Genomic DNA, 16,967 nt, shown 5'->3' with positions numbered 1-16,967 from the left:
GGACGTCGGTGGGCGCGTCAGCGAGGTGACCGACACCCGCACGACCGTCACCGGGCTGGGCAACGGCCAGAACGTCACGGCCCCCCGCGCAACGGGGGGCGGGACGGCCGGGCCATGACGGTCGGAAGGGGGTGGACCGGTGAGTTCGAAGGACTGGATCGAGAAGGACTTCTACGCCGTGCTCGGCGTGGACAAGGCCGCCTCCGCGGATGACATCAAGAAGGCATACCGCAAGGTGGCCCGGGAGTCGCACCCGGACCACAACCCGGGCGACCCGAAGGCCGAGGAGCGGTTCAAGGCCGCGTCCGAGGCATACAACGTGCTGTCGGACACCGGCCGCCGCCGCGAGTACGACGAGCTGCGCTCACTGTTCGGCTCGGGCGCGTTCCGGCGTAACGCCCGGGGTGGGGGCCAGGCGGGTGGCGCGCCGTTCGACGTCTCCGACATGTTCGGTGGCGGGGGCGGCGACCGTCGCTTCGGCGGCACCGGCTTCCAGGACCTGTTCAGCTCCATCTTCACCGGTGGTCAGGGTGGTGGGCAGGCCGCGCAGCGCGGTCCGGCCCGTGGTCGGGACGTGGAGACCGAAGTGGCGCTGGACTTCGGTGACGCGGTGCGCGGGGTGACGCTGCCCCTGACGCTGCGCGCGCCGGGAGTCTGCGAGACCTGCCACGGCAACGGGGCCAAGCCCGGCACCCAGCCGCAAACCTGCCCGGTCTGCCACGGTGCTGGCGTGACCACCCGCAACCAGGGTTCGTTCAGCTTCTCCGAGCCGTGCCGCAACTGCCAGGGCGTCGGCACGGTGGTCGAGGAGAAGTGCCCGGAGTGCCACGGCAGCGGCGGTGTCACCAAGACCCGCACCATGAACGTGCGCTTCCCGGCCGGGGTGGCCGACGGCCAGCGCATCCGGCTGGCCGGGCGCGGTGAGCCGGGTGAGCGCGGCGGCCCGGCTGGTGACCTGTTCGTGCACGTCAAGGTTCGGCCGGACGAGCTGTTTGGGCGTACCGGTGACGACCTGACGCTGACCGTGCCGGTCACCTTCGCGGAGGCCGTGCTCGGCACGGACCTGCGGGTGCCCACGCTCGACGGCGCGGTGACCCTGCGGGTTCCGCCGGGCACGCCGAGCGGTCGGGTGCTGCGGGCCCGAGGCAAGGGTGTGGTCCGCCGTGACGGGCAGGCCGGTGACCTGCTGGTCACGTTGGACGTGGTGGTGCCGGCCCGGTTGTCGGACGAGGCGCGCACGGCGCTGGAGGCGTTCGCCGAGCAGAGTCCGCCGGCGGCCCGGGAACATCTCGATGCGCGGGTGCGTCGGGTCGGTTAGTCCGGTGGAATGGACGCGGAGGTGAGCGGGATGTCGGGCGACTTCTTCGGTTCAGGCGACCCTGCCTACGAGGCCAAGGTGCTGATGATCTCGGTTGCGGCCCGGATGGCGGGGATGCACCCACAGACCCTGCGCCAGTACGACCGACTGGGGCTGGTGCAGCCCGGCCGGGCCGCTGGAGGCGGGCGTCGGTACAGCGTCCGCGACGTGGTGTTGCTGCGCGAGGTGCAGCGGCTCAGCCAGGATGACGGGATCAACCTGGCCGGCGTCAAGCGGATCATCGGGCTGGAGCGGCTGCTGGAGCAGGCGCAGCAGCGGGTGGCCCGGCTGGAGGCGGAGCTGGATGCCGCGTACCACCGGGTTGCCGAGCTGGAGTCGCTGGCCCGCTTCCCGGGTCGGGATCTGGTGCCGACCAACCGCACCTCCACCGCGCTGGTGGTCTGGCGGCCTCGCCGTACACCCGATCGCTGACCTGCCGCTCGCCCGGTTCCGTTCCCTCGGCCCGGACCGCACCGGAATCCCGGCGCGGTCCGGGCCGGTTCGGTTAGCCTGTCAATACGGGTCCAATTAGCTCAATCCGGACTACCGGCATGGCGAGGGGGAGCGATGACGGAGCCGGCAAAGACGGTGGCCCAGCAGACGGAGGACCGGTTGGAAGACCTGGCCGAAACCGTCCGCGAGAAGTTCGAGAAGGTGACCGAGGGAACCTTCCGGGACCAGATCATCGCGGGCCGGTTCGCCGAACACGGCGACCACAAGGACCGGGCCGAGACGGAACGAAAGCAGGACTGACCGGTAGCCGACGTGCGGGCCGGGACCCACGGGGGGTCCCGGCCCGTTCGCCATCATGAGTGCGGGCCGGGACGCAGTGATCGCCAGGGCGGGGGTCCCGGCCCGTTCGCCATTCGTGAGTGCTGGCCGGGACGCGGTGATCGCCAGGGCCGGGACGCCTCAGCCGAGGCGGCGGTTCTCGCGGACCAGCCCGCCCTCGCACCAGTCCCGGTAGACGAAGAGGTCCGGTCGGGCCAGCAGCACCCGGCCGTTGTGCGCCCAGATCTTCATCAGCTCGTCGCCGTCACGCTCGGCCTGCTCGACGATCTTCCGGAAGCGGCGCTTGGGGTGGGCGCGGAAGTTCGTCCGGATGCCGTCGGCCGCGTAGATGTAGAGGCAGTGCAGCGCGAAACGCCGGGCCGGGCAGGTCGGATCCATCGCCAACTCAAAGAGTGTCAGCACCAGCCGGTCGCCGGAGACCAGCAGGTCCCAGTCGGGTGGCATCGAAGCCAACGGCACCGAATCGGGCTGGTATGCCCAAGCTCGCAACTCCGCCGGAGTTGGATCGACGGGGTTGGCGAAGCCGTGGAACGTCGACTCCTGCACGCTCACCGGCCAACCTTCCGCTCTCGCCCGCGTTGGCACTGGCTGCCTGCGGACCCTGGCTGCTGGGGCGAAACGGTAACCCGCCGTGGGGTGCTGCGGTAGTCCCTGTGGGGAGCAATTCAGCAACCGTTGGTCGGGGTTGGCAAAAAGAATGGTGGGACAGTTCTGCCCGCCGCCGCTGCCGTGCTGATGTGAGCCGCGGCAGCGGCGGCGACGCTTTAGTCCTGGATCGGAACCGGCACCGGCCGCTGGGCCGCCGCGCGGTTGCGCAGCCACCGCTTGAACCACGGGAAGTCGGGCAGCCGGGCCAGCATCGGCCCGGTCACCACGGTGATCAGGACGTACGCCGTGGCCAGCGCTGCCAACCGAGGCTCGACGCTCCCGGCGGCCACCGCGAGCCCCGCGATGACGATGGAGAACTCACCTCGGGGTACGAGTGCCAGGCCGGCCCGCCATCGACCGGGTTCCGCGATGCCGACCCGGCGGGCCGCGAGGTAACCGGTGAGCGTCTTCGTCGCCATGGTGACCACGGCCAACGCGAGCGCCGGCAGCAGCACCGGCGGGATGTCCCGTGGGTCGGTGACCAGGCCGAAGAAGACGAAGAACACCGCCGCGAACAGGTCCCGAAGCGGGGACAGCAACTCGGTCGCGTGGTGCGCCACCGGACCGGAGAGCGCTATGCCGACCAGGAACGCGCCGACCGCCGCCGACACCTGCAGCTTCGCCGCGAGGCCGGCGATCAGCAAAGTCAGACCGAGTACGCCGAGCAGCAGCGCCTCCGGATCCTTCGCCGACAGTGCGGACGAGATCAGGTGGCCGTACCGGATGGCGAGCACCAGCACGAGCAGCACCGTACCCACGGCGATGGCGAGTGCGATGCCGCCACCCAGGAGACCGGTGCCGGCCAGCACGGCGGTGACCAGCGGGAGGTAGAGCGCCATCGCCAGGTCCTCGATCACCAGGACCGAGAGGATCACCGGGGTTTCCCGGTTACCGAGTCGTCCCAGGTCGGCGAGGACCTTGGCGATCACCCCGGAGGAGGAGACCCAGGTGATGCCGCCGAGCACCAGGGCGGCCACCCAGTCCCAGCCGAGCAGCAGGGCGAACCCGGCGCCGGGCAGCGCGTTGAGCACGCCGTCGATCAGCCCTGCCGGGGCCGCCGAGCGCAGGTTGCCGACCAACTCGTTGGCCGAGTATTCCAGGCCGAGCATGACCAGCAGCAGGATGACGCCGATCTCGGCGCCGACCGCGAAGAACTCCTCGCTGGCGGCGAGCGGAAGCAACCCGCCGTGGCCGAACGCCAGCCCGGCGAACAGGTAGAGAGGGATCGGTGAGAGGCCTACCCGACGGCTGAGCCGGCCGAGGACGCCAAGCAGCAGCAGCAGCGCGCCGACTTCGACGAGCAGAGTGGTGGAATCGTGCATCCGCCTCAGCCGTCCGGGTCACTGTCGGCGAGGATGGCGGACACGCCGTCGAGACCCCTGCGGGTCCCGACGACGACCACCACATCGCCGGCCGCGAAGCGGAAGGAGGGGAGTGGCGAGACGATCACTTCGCCTTCGCGCAGCACCGCCACGATGGAGGCGCTGGTTCGAGTACGCGCCTTCGTGTCGCCAAGTTTGCGGTTGACGTACGGCGATCCCGCCGTGATGGCGATCTGTTCGGTGAGCAGACCGGCGGCCTGTTCGCGGAGCCCGGAGAGCTGACCGAGCATCAGCGACGCGCCGAGGATGTCGGCGAGAGCCTCCGCCTCGTCGTCGGTCAGCGGGATGTCCGCCTGGCAGGCGTCGGGATCGTCGGGGTCGTAGAGGACAAGATCACGGCGGCCATTGCGGTGGGAGACCACGCCCAGGCGGCGTCCGGACTCCGTCACCAGATCGTGGCGTACCCCGATCCCGGGTAAGGCGGTCTGCTCGACACGTACTCGCACCCGCTAAGGCTACCGCTTCGTGAATGAAAGCTGGATCTTGGCTGAACCGGGCCCCTTCGGGGCTGGTCAGGCCGGGTCCCGAGGCGTGATCCACTCCATATCGCCGATGTGGGGGTATCCGAGCCGGCGGATACCCCCACATCGGCGATGTCGTGTCCATCAGCGAAGACTGGCGAAGAACTCGCGGATGTCGTTAGCCAGGACGTCGGTGGCCTGGTGGGCGGCGTAGTGACCGCCGACGTCACCGCGGCCCTCGACGTCCGTCTCGTACGCCGTCCACCGGACGATGTTCGCGTGGTCCCGGTCGGCGAAGCGGCGGATGGACTGGAAGTCGCCGGGGAACATGGCCAGCGCGGTCGGCGCGTTGGTCGGCTCGCTCGGCGCCTGGCCGGCGTGCGCGTCCTCCCAGTAGAACCGGATCGCCGAGGCTGCCGTGCCGGTGAACCAGTAGAGCGCCACATTGGCCAGGACGAACTCGACGTCCAGGCTCTCGTCGAAGAGTTGGGCGTTCCAGGCGAGCAGCCCGACCGGGGAGTCGGCCAGCGCGAACGCCAGGGTCTGCGGCTGCTGGCTGTGCACCTGGTTGAAGGAGAACTTGTTCTCGTAGAACCACTGGAGGTGCTCGAGCGCCGCCTGATCCGCCTCGGAGAGCTCCGCGAACTCGGCCGGGTCGCCCGAGGGGAACGAGAAGAGCTGGGTGACGTGTACGCCGAGCACGTGCTCCGGATCGACCCGGCCCAACTCCGGCGCGATCATCGAGCCGGCGTCGTTGCCGATCGCGCCGTAGCTGTCGTACCCCAGTCGGTTCATCAGCTCGGCCCAGGCGCGGGCGGTGCGGTGCCGGTTCCAGCCGGCGCTGCGGGTCGGGCCGGAGAACCCGAAGCCGGGCAGCGAGGGGATGACCACGTGGAAGGCCGGCGCGTCCGGGTCGGTCGGCTCGGTGAGCGGGGCGATCACGGCCAGGTATTCCAGCACCGAGCCCGGCCAGCCGTGGGTGAGCACCAGCGCGGTGGCGTCCGGGCGGGACGACCGGACGTGCAGGAAGTGGATCTGCTCGCCGTCGATCTCGGTGACGAACTGCGGGTGGGCGTTCAGTCGGGCCTCGACGGCCCGCCAGTCGAACCCGTCCCGCCACCGGTCGGCGAGGGCGCGCACCCGGTCGTTGCTCATTCCGTACGTGTCGCCCGCGCCGGGCAGGTCGGCGGGCCAGATCGTCCGGTCCAGTCGGTCGGCCAGGTCGTCGAGGGCGGTCTGGGGGATCTCGACGCGGAACGGGCGGATCGGGGTGCCGGTCATCTCGGAGCTCCTTCGGAACGGAATGTTTCGTTCTGCAATCAAGATAGCAGACCGGAACGATCCGTTCCACTGCTAATCTGGAGTCATGCCGACTCCCCCCGGAAAGACCGACGCTCCGCTGACCGGTCGCCGCGCCCAGGCCGCCCGCAACAACGAGGTCATCCTCGAAGCCGCCCGCGCGGTCTTCCTGGACGACCCGAAGGCGCCCATCGCCGCCGTCGCCGAACGCGCGGGCGTCGGCATCAGTGCCCTCTACCGGAGGTACGCGGGCAAGGAGGACCTGCTGCGCCAGCTCTGCCACGACGGGCTGCGCCGCTACATCGAGGAGGCCGAACTGGCCCTCGCCGAGCCGGACGACTGGACCGCGTTCGCCGGCTTCCTGGCCCGGGTGGTCGACGCCGACGTGCACTCGCTCACCGTCCATTTGGCCGGCACCTTCACCCCGACCGAGGAGATGGGCCAGGCCGCGATGCGCTCCAACGAGCTGGCCACGGTGCTGTTCGAGCGTGCGCACGCCAGCGGACGCCTGCGCCCGGACGTGGTCCTGCAGGACCTGGGGCTGGTGCTGGAGGCGTGCGCCGCGGTGCGCGTACCCGATCCGGAGCGGACCGGGCAGTTGCGGAGCCGTCAGCTCGCGGTGTTGCTGGCGGGCCTGTCGACGGCGCCGGCTGCGGACCCGCTGCCCGGCCCGCCCCCGGCGGCGGGGGAGTTCGACTGGCGGTGGCGCCGCCGAGAGTGATGGGCGTCACAGCGTTAAGGTTGAGCGGAATACGCTCAACTCTGGTTGTGTCCAACCCAATGGACAACGCCGATCCGGGGGAGCCCATGAACACCGAAAGACTCACCACCAAGAGCCGTGAAACCATCACCGGCGCCGTCGCGCTGGCCAACCAGCGTGGTCACGCCACCGTCGAGCCCTGGCACCTGCTGCTGGCACTGCTGGACACCGACGGCTCGACTGCCACCGGTCTGCTGCGCGCCGTCGGGGCCGACCCGGCCGAGCTGCGCGGGGCCGCCCAGCGCGCGGTCGACGCCCTCCCGGCCGCCCGCGGCTCCAGCATCGGCGAGCCGACGTTGGCCCGCGAGTTCGTCAACGCCATCGGTGCCGCCGAGCAGATCGCCCGGCCGTTGGGCGACGAGTACACGTCCACCGAGCACCTGCTCGCCGGCCTGGCCCGGGTGGGCGGCGCGGTGTCCGGTGCGCTGAAGGCCGCCGGTGCCACCGAGGAGGCCCTGGTCGCGGCCTTCCCAACCGTCCGGGGCGGTGACCGCCGCGTCACCACCGCCGACCCGGAGCAGACCTACCAGGCCCTGACCAAGTACGGCGTCGACCTCACGGCCAGCGCCCGGGACGGCAAGATCGACCCGGTCATCGGCCGCGACTCGGAGATCCGCCGCGTCATCCAGGTGCTGTCCCGGCGTACCAAGAACAACCCGGTGCTGATCGGCGAGCCCGGCGTCGGCAAGACCGCGATCGTCGAGGGCCTGGCCCAGCGGATCGTCACCGGCGACGTGCCCGAGTCGCTGCGCGACAAGAAGTTGATCTCACTGGATCTCGGCGCGATGGTCGCCGGCGCGCAGTACCGCGGGCAGTTCGAGGAGCGGCTGAAGTCCGTACTGGAAGAGATCAAGAACTCCAACGGGCAGGTCATCACGTTCCTCGACGAGCTGCACACCGTCGTCGGCGCCGGTAAGGGCGAAGGCTCGATGGACGCCGGCAACATGCTCAAGCCGATGCTGGCCCGCGGTGAGCTGCGGATGGTCGGTGCCACCACGCTGGACGAGTACCGCGAGCACATCGAGAAGGACCCGGCGCTGGAGCGTCGCTTCCAACCGGTGCTGGTCGGCGAGCCGACGATCGAGGACACCATCGGCATCCTGCGGGGGCTCAAGGAGCGCTACGAGGTGCACCACGGCGTACGGATCACCGACGCCGCGCTGGTCGCCGCCGCGACACTGTCGGACCGCTACATCACCGAGCGGTTCCTCCCGGACAAGGCGATCGACCTGGTCGACGAGTCCGCGTCCCGGCTCCGGATGGAGATCGACTCCCGTCCGGTCGAGGTGGACGAGATCGAGCGCGCGGTCCGCCGGCTGGAGATCGAGGAGATGGCACTGGCCAAGGAGCCGGACGCGGCCTCCGCCGAGCGGCTGGAGCGGCTGCGTAAGGAGCTGGCCGACAAGCGCGAGCAGCTCACCGTGCTCTCCGAGCGCTGGCAGACCGAGAAGAGCCACATCACCAAGCTCTCCACGGCCAAGGAGGAGCTGGAGCGCCTCGGCGGCGAGGCGGAGCGTGCCGAGCGCGACGGTGAGCTGGAGCGCGCAGCCGAGCTGCGCTACGGCCGGATCCCCGCGCTCAAGGTGGAGCTGACGCGGGCCGCGGAGGAGCTGGCCCAGCTCCAGGCCGATGGCGCGATGCTCAAGGAGGAGGTCGGCGCCGACGACATCGCCGCCGTGGTCGCCTCCTGGACCGGCATCCCCGCCGGTCGCCTCCTCGAGGGCGAAACGGTCAAGCTGCTGCGGATGGAGGAGTCGCTGGGCGGCCGGGTGGTCGGCCAGGCCGAGGCGGTCGGCGCGGTCTCCGACGCGGTACGCCGTGCCCGAGCCGGCATCGCCGATCCGGACCGCCCGACCGGCAGCTTCCTCTTCCTCGGCCCCACGGGCGTCGGCAAGACGGAGCTGGCCAAGGCCCTCGCCGAGTTCCTCTTCGACGACGAGCGGGCGATGGTCCGCATCGACATGAGCGAGTACGGCGAGAAGCACTCGGTCGCTCGCCTGTTGGGTGCCCCGCCCGGCTACGTCGGCTACACCGAGGGTGGGCAGCTCACCGAGGCGGTGCGCCGTCGGCCGTACTCGGTGGTTCTGCTGGACGAGGTGGAGAAGGCCCACCCAGACGTCTTCGACGTGCTGCTCCAGGTGCTCGACGACGGCCGGCTCACCGACGGCCAGGGCCGCACGGTGGACTTCCGGAACGCGATCCTGATCCTCACGTCCAACCTCGGTTCGTCGGTCATCAGTGACCTGACGCTGGCCGATGAGCAGCGCCGGGAGGGTGTCCTCGCAGTGGTCCGGTCGCACTTCAAGCCGGAGTTCCTCAACCGGCTGGACGACATCGTGGTCTTCGCCTCGCTGCACGGAGACGATCTGCGCTCGATCGTCGACCTCCAGCTGGAGCGGATGCGGCGACGGCTGGCCGACCGCAGGCTCGGCCTGGAGATCACCGATGCCGCTCGGGGTTGGCTGGCCGAGCACGGCTACGATCCGATCTACGGCGCCCGCCCGCTACGCCGCCTGGTTCAGACCGCCATCGGCGACCAGCTCGCGAAGGCCCTCCTCTCCGGCCAGATCAGAGACGGCGAAACGGTGAAGGTAGATCTGGCCCCCGAAACCAACACCCTGGCGGTAACCCCCGCCTGAACGCGGTGACCCCCGGTCCCTCACCCCACACCCGCAAAGTTGATCATGAAGTTATTGTTCGGCCGCCCGGCGTGTCGGGACAATAACTTCATGATCAACGGGGTCGAAGTGGCGTCGGCGGGGAAATGGTGGGGGCATGTTTGGTATCGGGAAGAAATGGGAGCGGGAACTGGGCGCTGCCGTCGACGAGTTGGTGGCCGCTGACACGCTTGCCTTTGGTGGGGTGGGGATCGCTGGCGCGACCCTGCCGGTGACCGAGGCGTACCACCGGGTCGAGGCCGCACTCGACGACCACCCTGAGGAAGTACGCCGGCAGCTCGAACGGGTGCTGGCCGACGGCACACCCGCTGGTCGGGCGTACGCGGCCACGCTGCTGGAGCGGATCGACCCGGCGGCGGCCCGAGCGGCCTGGACATCACTGCGGGACGACCCGAGCGAATTCACCACATTCGTCGGCTGCGTGATGGACCGCGAAACTCTCGGGCACTACGCCAGCCAGCGGCTCGCCGCGGCGTGATCAATGTCCTGGCACCGGGCGAACCAACGCACACCGGGCCGTCCACAGTGCAGCCGTGCACGCCGGGCGACGCCACCGGTGCCGTCGGTAGCTGAGCTGTCGGTCACGGTACGGGTCCCGCAGGTGCCGAAGGTTGTTACCGTCTGCGCCGACGTACCTGGGGGGATGGTCGGGTGGGCGGGTCAGTGACGTACCTGGTGGCGGCGATTGCCGTACTCGCGGTGGTCGTGGTCGTGATCGTCGTGCGGGCCCGGCGGCGGGCGGCGGCACGGCCCGACGGCACGCTGCCAACCGCACTGCCGGCGCGCGACGACCCGCTCCGCCTGGCCCCGGGCGACCGCGTGCGGATCCGCGAGCGGGAGTACGCGGTGAGCGGCACGATCCGCCTCGTCGAGGGCGACTGGAGTTGGGTGCAGCACCTGCTCGACGACGAGTCCGGCACCCGCCACCGGCTCTCCGTCGAGGACGGCCCCGAAACGGAGCTGGTGTTCTGGACAGCCGAGCCCGGCGCGACCGTCACCCCGGGCGCCCCGACCATCGACCTCGGCGGGCGGCGCTACACCTGGGCCGAGACCGGGCAGGCGCGCTACACCGCCACCGGGGAGACCGGGCTTCCGTCGGCCGGGACCATGCGCTACCACGACTACCAGTCCGGTGGCGCCGCGCGGCTCTCCTTCGAGGCGTACGGCGAAGAGGGCTGGAGAGTCGCCCGCGGCAACCGGCTCGACCCCGTTGACCTGACGATCCGTCCCACGTCCCAGGGCCGCTGAGCCGGACCGGGTGGGCGCGCCGGACTCACCACGGCATGCCGAACTGGCAGGTTGTCGATACGGTGTGGGCGCGATCTTAGGGAAGGAGAATCGTGGTCGATTCCCAGAGCACGCCGGCCCGTCAGCGGCCATCCATTGTGTCGATTTCCAGCTATCTGCTCTTCCTGTTCCTGGCGTGCCAGGTGATCAGTCTGATCATCACGCTCAGCACCATCGGCAAGACGCGTGAGGCGCTCCGCGACGCGTACGCGGACAGCACCGTTGAGGGTGCAGACCAGGTGGCGGACGTCTTCTTCGCGGTCGGCCTCGGCAGCAGCGTCCTGCTGCTGCTGCTCGCGATCGTGCTGGGCGTCCTGGCCCTGTTCAACAACCAGGGCCGCAACGGTGCCCGGATCACCACCTGGATCGTCGGCGGCATCATGGTCTGCTGCACGGGTGGTGGCCTGCTCAGCGGCGCGGCCGGCAGCCTCACCACCGGTGGGGAGACGGGTAGCAATGGGCCGAGCAGCGAAGAGGTCCAGCGCCGGCTGGAGGAGGCTCTGCCCTCCTGGGTCACCCCGGTCAGCCTCCTGCTCGGTGTGATCAGCCTGATCGCGTTGCTCGCGGCGCTGATCCTGCTGGCGCTGCCGAAGGCCAACGCGTTCTTCCGCAAGCCCACCGCGGCCTGGGAGCCGCCGACCCCGGGCGCCAGCTACCCGGGGTACCCGCAGGCTCCGGGTCAGCCTGGCTACCCGCAGTCGGCCGGTGAGCCGGGCTATCCGTCGAGTGGGGAGCCGAGCTACCCGCCGCCACCGGCCGCGAACAGGCCGGACGACACGCCGCCGGCGGACCGGCCCGGGTCAACCCCGCCGTCGACGAGTTGACCGCTCGATAACCACGACGCCGACGATCCCTCCGAGTAGGTTGCAACCCGACGCCTACCGGAGGGATTCGTCGTGTCGTACCCGGAATCGGCACCGGCCCGCCGGCCCGCCGTCGTCCTGTTCGCCGTAACCGTGCTGGTGGTGATGGCGGTCGCCGCGCTCGCGTACACCGTGGTCGACCTGGTGGTGCTGGGCGGAACGGTCGACGCCTTCCGCGCCGCCGCTCGCGATACCTCAGCGAGCTCCCAGGAGATCGACGAGGTGGTCACCCTGCTCCGCGCGTCCGCGGTGCTGTCGGCGGTGGTGGCTGCGCTCTCCGCGCCGGTGCTCGCCGGCCTGGCCATCGGGCTGCTGGCCGGTCGCAACGGCGCCCGGGTGGCCACCTGGGTGGTCAGCGGGCTCGGCCTGCTCGCTGGCTGTTGCAGCGTGGCAGTGCTCGTCGGCGAACGGGCCGCGCCACTGCAACTGGGCGCCGGCGAGCAGGCTCTCGCCGAGCTGCTGGGCCTGATCGGCGACGCGTACCCATCGTGGTGGATTCCCCTCAACGCAGGGCTTTCCGTCGGGCAGGGGCTCGGTTACCTTGTAGTAGCTTTGCTGCTGGCCCTGCCGGCGGCAAACGCCTGGTTCAGTCGCCACCGCTCGACCGCGCCGACCATGCCATCCGCACCGCCCGCGTTCACGCCTGCTCCGCACCAGCCGTCGTCGGCACCGCCCGCGCCCCCGTACCCGCCCAGGTGAGGACCGCCCCGTGACGCTCGACCCCTCGGCTGCCGAGCGCCGAGCCCTGATCACCGGGGCCACGGCCGGCATCGGCGCGGCGTTCACCCGGCGGCTGGCCGCCGACGGCTGGAGTCTGGTGCTGGTCGCCCGCGACGCGGCCCGGCTGACCGAGATGGCCACCGAGTTGGGTTCCACGTACGGCCGCGAGGTGGAGACGATCCCGGCGGATCTGTCCACCGACGACGGCTGCGCGATCGTGGAGAAGCGGCTCGCCGACGGCAGCCCCGTGCACCTGCTGGTCAACAACGCCGGGATCAGCCTGAACAAGCCGTTCCTGCGCTCCACGGCAGAGGACGAGGCGCGCCTGTTGCGGCTCAACGTGCACGCGGTCATGCGGCTGACCCTGGCGGCGCTGCGACCGATGACCGAACGCCGAAATGGGGCAGTGATAAATGTCTCTTCGGTCGCCGGATTCGGCACGGCGATGCCCGGGTCGACCTACTCAGCCAGCAAGGCGTGGGTCACCAACTTCAGCGAGTCCGTCGGCCAGTCGGCGCGGCCGTTCGGCGTCCGGGTGATGGCCCTCTGCCCCGGCTACACCCGCACGGAGTTTCACCAGCGGGCCGGCATCAACATGTCCAAGATGCCAGAGTGGCTGTGGCTGCGGGCCGAGGATGTGGTCGACGAGGCCCTGCGTGACCTGCGAAAAGGCAAGATGGTCAGCGTCCCGGCGTGGAAGTACAAGGTGGTCGTTGCCGGCATGCGGCACGCCCCGCGCCGGCTGCTCCAGGCGGTCGCGCGGGACACCCGCGGTCGCGTCGGTCGCGACGAGCGCTGAGCCTCGACCGGCACACCGGTCCCGGGGGATCGCTGGCGCGCCATTGGCGCCCCGCTACCAAGCCAGTCGCTGAGCGTAGTCGAACATCGCCAACCATCGGTCCCCCGCGGGGCTGATCAGGGTGGACCCCACACGCGGCGTTCAGACTTGCGCAGTAACCTCTATCGCCATGGGGGACCACGACGACCTGCGTAAATTCATTACCGACCTGGCTGTAGTCCACGGACGGGTCGTGCTCTCCTCGGGGCGTGAGGCAGACTGGTACGTGGATCTGCGGCGCGTCACGCTCCATCACCGGGCCGCTCCTCTGGTCGGCCGGGTGTTGCTCGACCTCACCGCCGACATGGAGTACGACGCTGTCGGCGGCCTCACCCTGGGCGCGGATCCTGTCGCGCTCTCGATGCTGCATGCCGCCGCTCCGACCGGCCGGGCCCTGGACGCCTTTGTGGTGCGCAAGGCGGGCAAGGCGCACGGTTTGCAGCGGCGAATCGAGGGACCGGAGGTGGCCGGCCGTCGGGTGTTGGCGGTGGAGGATACGTCCACGACGGGCGGAAGTGTTTTGACCGCTGTCGAGGCGCTTCGTGAGGCCGGGGCGGAAGTCGTGGGCGTGGCGGTTATTGTTGATCGAGGCGCCGGCGACGCGGTGCGAGCCGCCGGATTGCCGTACCGGGCGGCCTATACGTTGGCTGACCTCGGCCTTGTGGCGTAAAAGTTTGCCGATTCGGATCTGCTGATATGCAGGCGGATCGATGCTGCTGGTGGAAGGATGGAATACGTGGGAACTGCGTTGGCCGAAATGACTATGCCTCAGATCTCGCCGCTAAACGGCGAGCCGATCGAACGTGCCGATGCCGAGCGTCTCGCGGGGGTCCTCAAGGCCCTTGCTGATCCTGCTCGGTTGCGGCTGCTCAGCCTGATCCAGTCGGCCCCCGAGGGCGAGGCGTGCGTCTGTGACCTGACGGCGCCGCTCGGCCTCTCTCAGCCGACGGTCAGTCATCACCTGCGTATCCTCACCGAGGCTGGCTTGCTGCAGCGGGAGAAGCGCGGTGTCTGGGCGTACTACAGCCTGGTCCCGAGTGCGATCGCGACGATCGCCGACCTGCTGACCCCGCCGCGTAAGCGGGCCACCAAGAAGGCCCGCTGAAGTAGCACTACACGCCGTCCCGAGCCGGGGCGGCGTCCGGTGGCGAGCCAGGGGTGGCGCCACCGGTGGGTTACACCTGCTCGTCCCCGGCCGCACCGCCGGAGGCCGGGTCCGACATGCCGATGGCCGACCCCCACACGAGGGGGCCGGCCATCGTCGTACCCGGCGTTCAGCGGTCCTGGCCGTGCTCCGGGTGCTGGCGGCCGTGCTGGTGTCCGTCGTGGTCGAACGCCTCGCGGGCCGCGTCCACCGCACCAGCGGCGCTGGCCGCCGCGACCACCGCGACCGCCTCGCCGCGCTTACGAGCCCGCCGGTCGCGGAGGAACTCGAAGAAGATCGGCAGCACCGAGATCACGATGATCAGGGCCACCACCGGCAGGATGTAGTGGTCGATCTTGTCGCCGATGGCCTGGTAGATCTGCTCGGCCAGCAGGTAGCCGATCAGCAGGATGCCGTCCACCCAGAGCACCGCACCGACGATGTTCCAGAGCAGGAACTTCCGGGCCGGCATGCCGAGCGCGCCCGCGACCGGGTTGAGGAACGTCCGGACGATCGGGATGAAGCGCGCCAGCACCACGGCCTTCGCCGGCCCGAACTTCTGGAAGTAGTACTCGGCCTTCTCCACGTACTCCTTCTTGAAGAGCCGGGAGTTCGGCCGCTCGAACATCGGCCGGCCATACCGCGCGCCGAGCCAGTGCCCCAGCTGGGCGCCGACAACCGCGCAGATCGGCCCGCCGATCAGGAGGCCGGCCAGGGAGAGCCGGGTACCGTCGCCGAAGATCGCGTCCGCCACCGGCGACGAGGCCACCCCGGCGAGGAACAGCAGCGAGTCGCCAGGGAAGAAGAAGCCCACCAGCAGGCCGGTCTCGGCGAAGAGGATTACCCACACACCGATCAGCCCGAAGGTCTGCAACAGATCCTTGGGATCGAGCGGGTTCAGGGCGACGCTCTCCACGAGAGCGCGGGTCTTCTCAGCTGTGTCCACGGCCACAAAGGGTACCGAAGCTCAGGTCCCGTGCCGCGCCGGACTGGCCCCTCACCACCCGCAGGCGTATTGCCACCCGTGGTGGGTCCCAACGACGGTGCCCCGCCGACCAGGATGGTCGGCGGGGCACCGGTGGTGCGGGGTGGATCAGGCGACGAAGCGGGTCCGGCGGCGCTTGGTTACCAGGTAGCCGCCGACGCCTGCGGCGAGCAGCAGCGCGCCGAGGCCGGCGATCAGGCCGGTGGACTGGCCGGTGACCGGCAGACCGCCGCCGTCACCGCCGCCCTCACCGCCGCCGTCCTGGCCGCCGCCCTGGCCCGTGGCCGCGTTCACCAGGATCTTGGCGATGTCGTTGGCCGGCTTCAGGTCGGCGTAGAAGCCGCCCTCGCACTCGCACGGCACGTTGACCTTTACCGCGCCGCTCGCGTTGGCGATGACCTTGTCGATCCGGAGCTTGAACTCGCCGGTCAGCTCCTCGCCGGCTGGCGCGAACGGACCCGGGTAGCAGCGGTACTCGGCGGCACCGGGGGTGCCCGCCTCCTGCCACTCGGCGTCGTTGCCGGTACGCGGAGCGCACTCCAGCGGCACTTCAACGGCGGTGGTACCGGTCGGCACCGTCACGTCGACGAACGTCACGTCGGAGTCGGTACGGAGATGGTCCAGGGTTGCCGGGCCGTTGTTGCGGAAGCCGAGCGCGGCGGTCAGCACCGCACCCTTCTTACCGGTGAGCGTGGCACCGACGGCCTCCAGGTCGGCCCCGTTCTTGCCGGTGACGTCGACATGCAGCTCGCCGAAGTTGTTGTTGGGGTCGGTGTCGGTCTGAACGGAACGGGCCTTCCGGGCGGCGGAGACCGCGTCCAACGACAGCGTCTTACCGGTGCCGCGGCGGGCCTTCTCAGCACCGGCCTCCTCGCGGATGCCCAGGAGGTCCTCGAAGTCAGCCGGGGTCATGAACCAGGCGGAGCTGTACTCGCTGCCCGGCGCGTAGGTGTCGGTGGCCAGTTCGTAGTTGAGGGTCGCCGTCGCACCCCCGGAGACGGGGATCTTCTCGTCGAACTCGCAAGCGAACAGGAAGTCATCGGCGTAGAGGCAGTTGTCGAACCGCTCCTTGGTCCGGATGCCGTAGTCGGTGTCGAACAGTGCCACGACACCATCGACCTCGGTCGTGCCGGCGTTGAACACCGTCAGAGGGGCCTGGAACTTGCCGCCTGGTGCTGCGGTCACCGTGGTCGCCGGCCCGGCCTGCAGGTCGACGCCCTCGCCGACCCGGAGCCGGGAGGCGTAGCTGGCGATCTCCTTGTCGGCGGTCTTGAGGCTGATCTTCAGCTCGCCGGCGTCACCGGTGGCCGCCTTGTCGGTCGGCGCGATGACGACCTCGCCGAAGAAACCGCCGTACAGCTCGTCGACGGTGACCGGGAAGTTCTCGCGGCAGAGCAGAACGCCCTCGCCGTCTGCGGTGCAGTCGTTGCCGTTCTGGCCGGCCAGCGTGATCTTGCCAGTCATGCTGCGGTAGTCGTAGCGAACCGAGACCTCGTTGAGCACCGTGGACTCGTTGCTGTACAGGGACGGGGAACGCACCACGCCAGGCGAATCGGCGGCGACGGTGACGTCCTGGAAGTACAGGTCGAACTCGGCCGCAGGGGCGGCGACGGCGGGACTGGCGGAGGCGGCGACGAACGCGCCTGCTACGCCCAGTCCGGCGAGCCACCGCCGGGTGGAGTGGGTGAGCATGGGGGAATTCCTCCAAGTGGGAGATCAGGTGCAGCTTGCGGATCCTAAGGAATTACTAAGG

General features: G+C 70.1%; 18 protein-coding genes. 12 read left to right on the top strand and 6 right to left on the bottom strand.

The genetic code is table 11. The annotated features are described in order from the left end of the window. The first annotated feature begins 139 nt into the window (after nucleotides 1-139). The 3 genes from dnaJ (at nucleotide 140) to ABZT18_RS16615 (ending at nucleotide 2,110) form a co-directional block, all read left to right on the top strand. Nucleotides 140-1,318 carry a molecular chaperone DnaJ gene (gene dnaJ, locus ABZT18_RS16625; RefSeq protein WP_354992880.1) on the top strand — a complete coding sequence of 393 codons (1,179 nt, stop codon included), beginning with the start codon at nucleotides 140-142 and terminating at the stop codon, nucleotides 1,316-1,318. A 30-nt stretch (nucleotides 1,319-1,348) separates the two neighbouring features. After that, nucleotides 1,349-1,789 carry a helix-turn-helix transcriptional regulator gene (locus ABZT18_RS16620; protein ID WP_354993127.1) on the top strand — a complete coding sequence of 147 codons (441 nt, stop codon included), beginning with the start codon at nucleotides 1,349-1,351 and terminating at the stop codon, nucleotides 1,787-1,789. A 135-nt stretch (nucleotides 1,790-1,924) separates the two neighbouring features. Next, nucleotides 1,925-2,110, top strand: a complete 186-nt coding sequence (locus ABZT18_RS16615; protein ID WP_354992879.1) for a hypothetical protein — start codon at nucleotides 1,925-1,927, stop codon at nucleotides 2,108-2,110. 159 nt (nucleotides 2,111-2,269) lie between these two features. Here ABZT18_RS16615 and ABZT18_RS16610 read toward each other — a convergent pair whose 3' ends face one another. The 4 genes from ABZT18_RS16610 to ABZT18_RS16595 form a co-directional block, all read right to left on the bottom strand. Then, a complete protein-coding gene (locus ABZT18_RS16610) occupies nucleotides 2,270-2,701 on the bottom strand; it encodes a hypothetical protein (RefSeq protein WP_354992878.1) in 432 nt (143 codons plus the stop codon). 212 nt (nucleotides 2,702-2,913) lie between these two features. Continuing rightward, a complete protein-coding gene (locus tag ABZT18_RS16605) occupies nucleotides 2,914-4,119 on the bottom strand; it encodes a cation:proton antiporter (RefSeq protein ID WP_354992877.1) in 1,206 nt (401 codons plus the stop codon). A 5-nt stretch (nucleotides 4,120-4,124) separates the two neighbouring features. Then, nucleotides 4,125-4,625, bottom strand: coding sequence for a TrkA C-terminal domain-containing protein (locus tag ABZT18_RS16600; RefSeq protein WP_124815967.1), 501 nt, complete (start codon nucleotides 4,623-4,625; stop codon nucleotides 4,125-4,127). A gap of 159 nt (nucleotides 4,626-4,784) precedes the next feature. Continuing rightward, complete coding sequence (locus ABZT18_RS16595; RefSeq protein ID WP_354992876.1) at nucleotides 4,785-5,921, bottom strand: epoxide hydrolase; 1,137 nt, start codon at nucleotides 5,919-5,921, stop codon at nucleotides 4,785-4,787. Nucleotides 5,922-6,006: 85 nt separating this feature from the next. Here ABZT18_RS16595 and ABZT18_RS16590 point away from each other — a divergent pair, with 85 nt between their 5' ends. From ABZT18_RS16590 to ABZT18_RS16550, 9 genes are all read left to right on the top strand, one after another. After that, entirely contained in the window at nucleotides 6,007-6,660 is a 654-nt protein-coding gene (locus ABZT18_RS16590) for a helix-turn-helix domain-containing protein (RefSeq protein ID WP_354992875.1), read from the top strand. A gap of 86 nt (nucleotides 6,661-6,746) precedes the next feature. After that, a complete protein-coding gene (gene clpB / locus ABZT18_RS16585; protein ID WP_354992874.1) occupies nucleotides 6,747-9,338 on the top strand; it encodes an ATP-dependent chaperone ClpB in 2,592 nt (863 codons plus the stop codon). 136 nt (nucleotides 9,339-9,474) lie between these two features. Continuing rightward, nucleotides 9,475-9,855 (top strand): hypothetical protein, encoded by a 381-nt coding sequence (locus ABZT18_RS16580; RefSeq protein WP_354992873.1) that lies wholly within the window; start codon nucleotides 9,475-9,477, stop codon nucleotides 9,853-9,855. Between the two features lie 173 nt (nucleotides 9,856-10,028). Then, entirely contained in the window at nucleotides 10,029-10,625 is a 597-nt protein-coding gene (locus tag ABZT18_RS16575; protein WP_354992872.1) for a DUF4178 domain-containing protein, read from the top strand. A 92-nt stretch (nucleotides 10,626-10,717) separates the two neighbouring features. After that, a complete protein-coding gene (locus ABZT18_RS16570) occupies nucleotides 10,718-11,488 on the top strand; it encodes a hypothetical protein (protein WP_354992871.1) in 771 nt (256 codons plus the stop codon). Between the two features lie 72 nt (nucleotides 11,489-11,560). After that, nucleotides 11,561-12,226 carry a hypothetical protein gene (locus tag ABZT18_RS16565; protein ID WP_355251598.1) on the top strand — a complete coding sequence of 222 codons (666 nt, stop codon included), beginning with the start codon at nucleotides 11,561-11,563 and terminating at the stop codon, nucleotides 12,224-12,226. A gap of 10 nt (nucleotides 12,227-12,236) precedes the next feature. Beyond that, nucleotides 12,237-13,046, top strand: a complete 810-nt coding sequence (locus ABZT18_RS16560; protein ID WP_354992869.1) for an SDR family oxidoreductase — start codon at nucleotides 12,237-12,239, stop codon at nucleotides 13,044-13,046. A gap of 169 nt (nucleotides 13,047-13,215) precedes the next feature. Continuing rightward, nucleotides 13,216-13,755, top strand: a complete 540-nt coding sequence (gene pyrE, locus ABZT18_RS16555) for an orotate phosphoribosyltransferase (RefSeq protein ID WP_354992868.1) — start codon at nucleotides 13,216-13,218, stop codon at nucleotides 13,753-13,755. Nucleotides 13,756-13,812: 57 nt separating this feature from the next. Continuing rightward, nucleotides 13,813-14,190 carry a metalloregulator ArsR/SmtB family transcription factor gene (locus ABZT18_RS16550; RefSeq protein ID WP_030332125.1) on the top strand — a complete coding sequence of 126 codons (378 nt, stop codon included), beginning with the start codon at nucleotides 13,813-13,815 and terminating at the stop codon, nucleotides 14,188-14,190. A gap of 169 nt (nucleotides 14,191-14,359) precedes the next feature. Here ABZT18_RS16550 and ABZT18_RS16545 read toward each other — a convergent pair whose 3' ends face one another. Then, nucleotides 14,360-15,181, bottom strand: a complete 822-nt coding sequence (locus tag ABZT18_RS16545) for a DedA family protein (RefSeq protein ID WP_354992867.1) — start codon at nucleotides 15,179-15,181, stop codon at nucleotides 14,360-14,362. A 141-nt stretch (nucleotides 15,182-15,322) separates the two neighbouring features. Then, nucleotides 15,323-16,906: an LPXTG cell wall anchor domain-containing protein gene (locus tag ABZT18_RS16540; protein WP_355251595.1), complete on the bottom strand. Its 1,584-nt coding sequence runs from the start codon at nucleotides 16,904-16,906 to the stop codon at nucleotides 15,323-15,325. Between the last annotated feature and the right edge of the window lie 61 nt (nucleotides 16,907-16,967).

This window comes from Micromonospora sp. NPDC005291 (genome assembly GCF_040607415.1).
Lineage (GTDB): Bacteria > Actinomycetota > Actinomycetes > Mycobacteriales > Micromonosporaceae > Micromonospora.
This window is presented reverse-complemented; position numbering and strand designations above follow the sequence as displayed.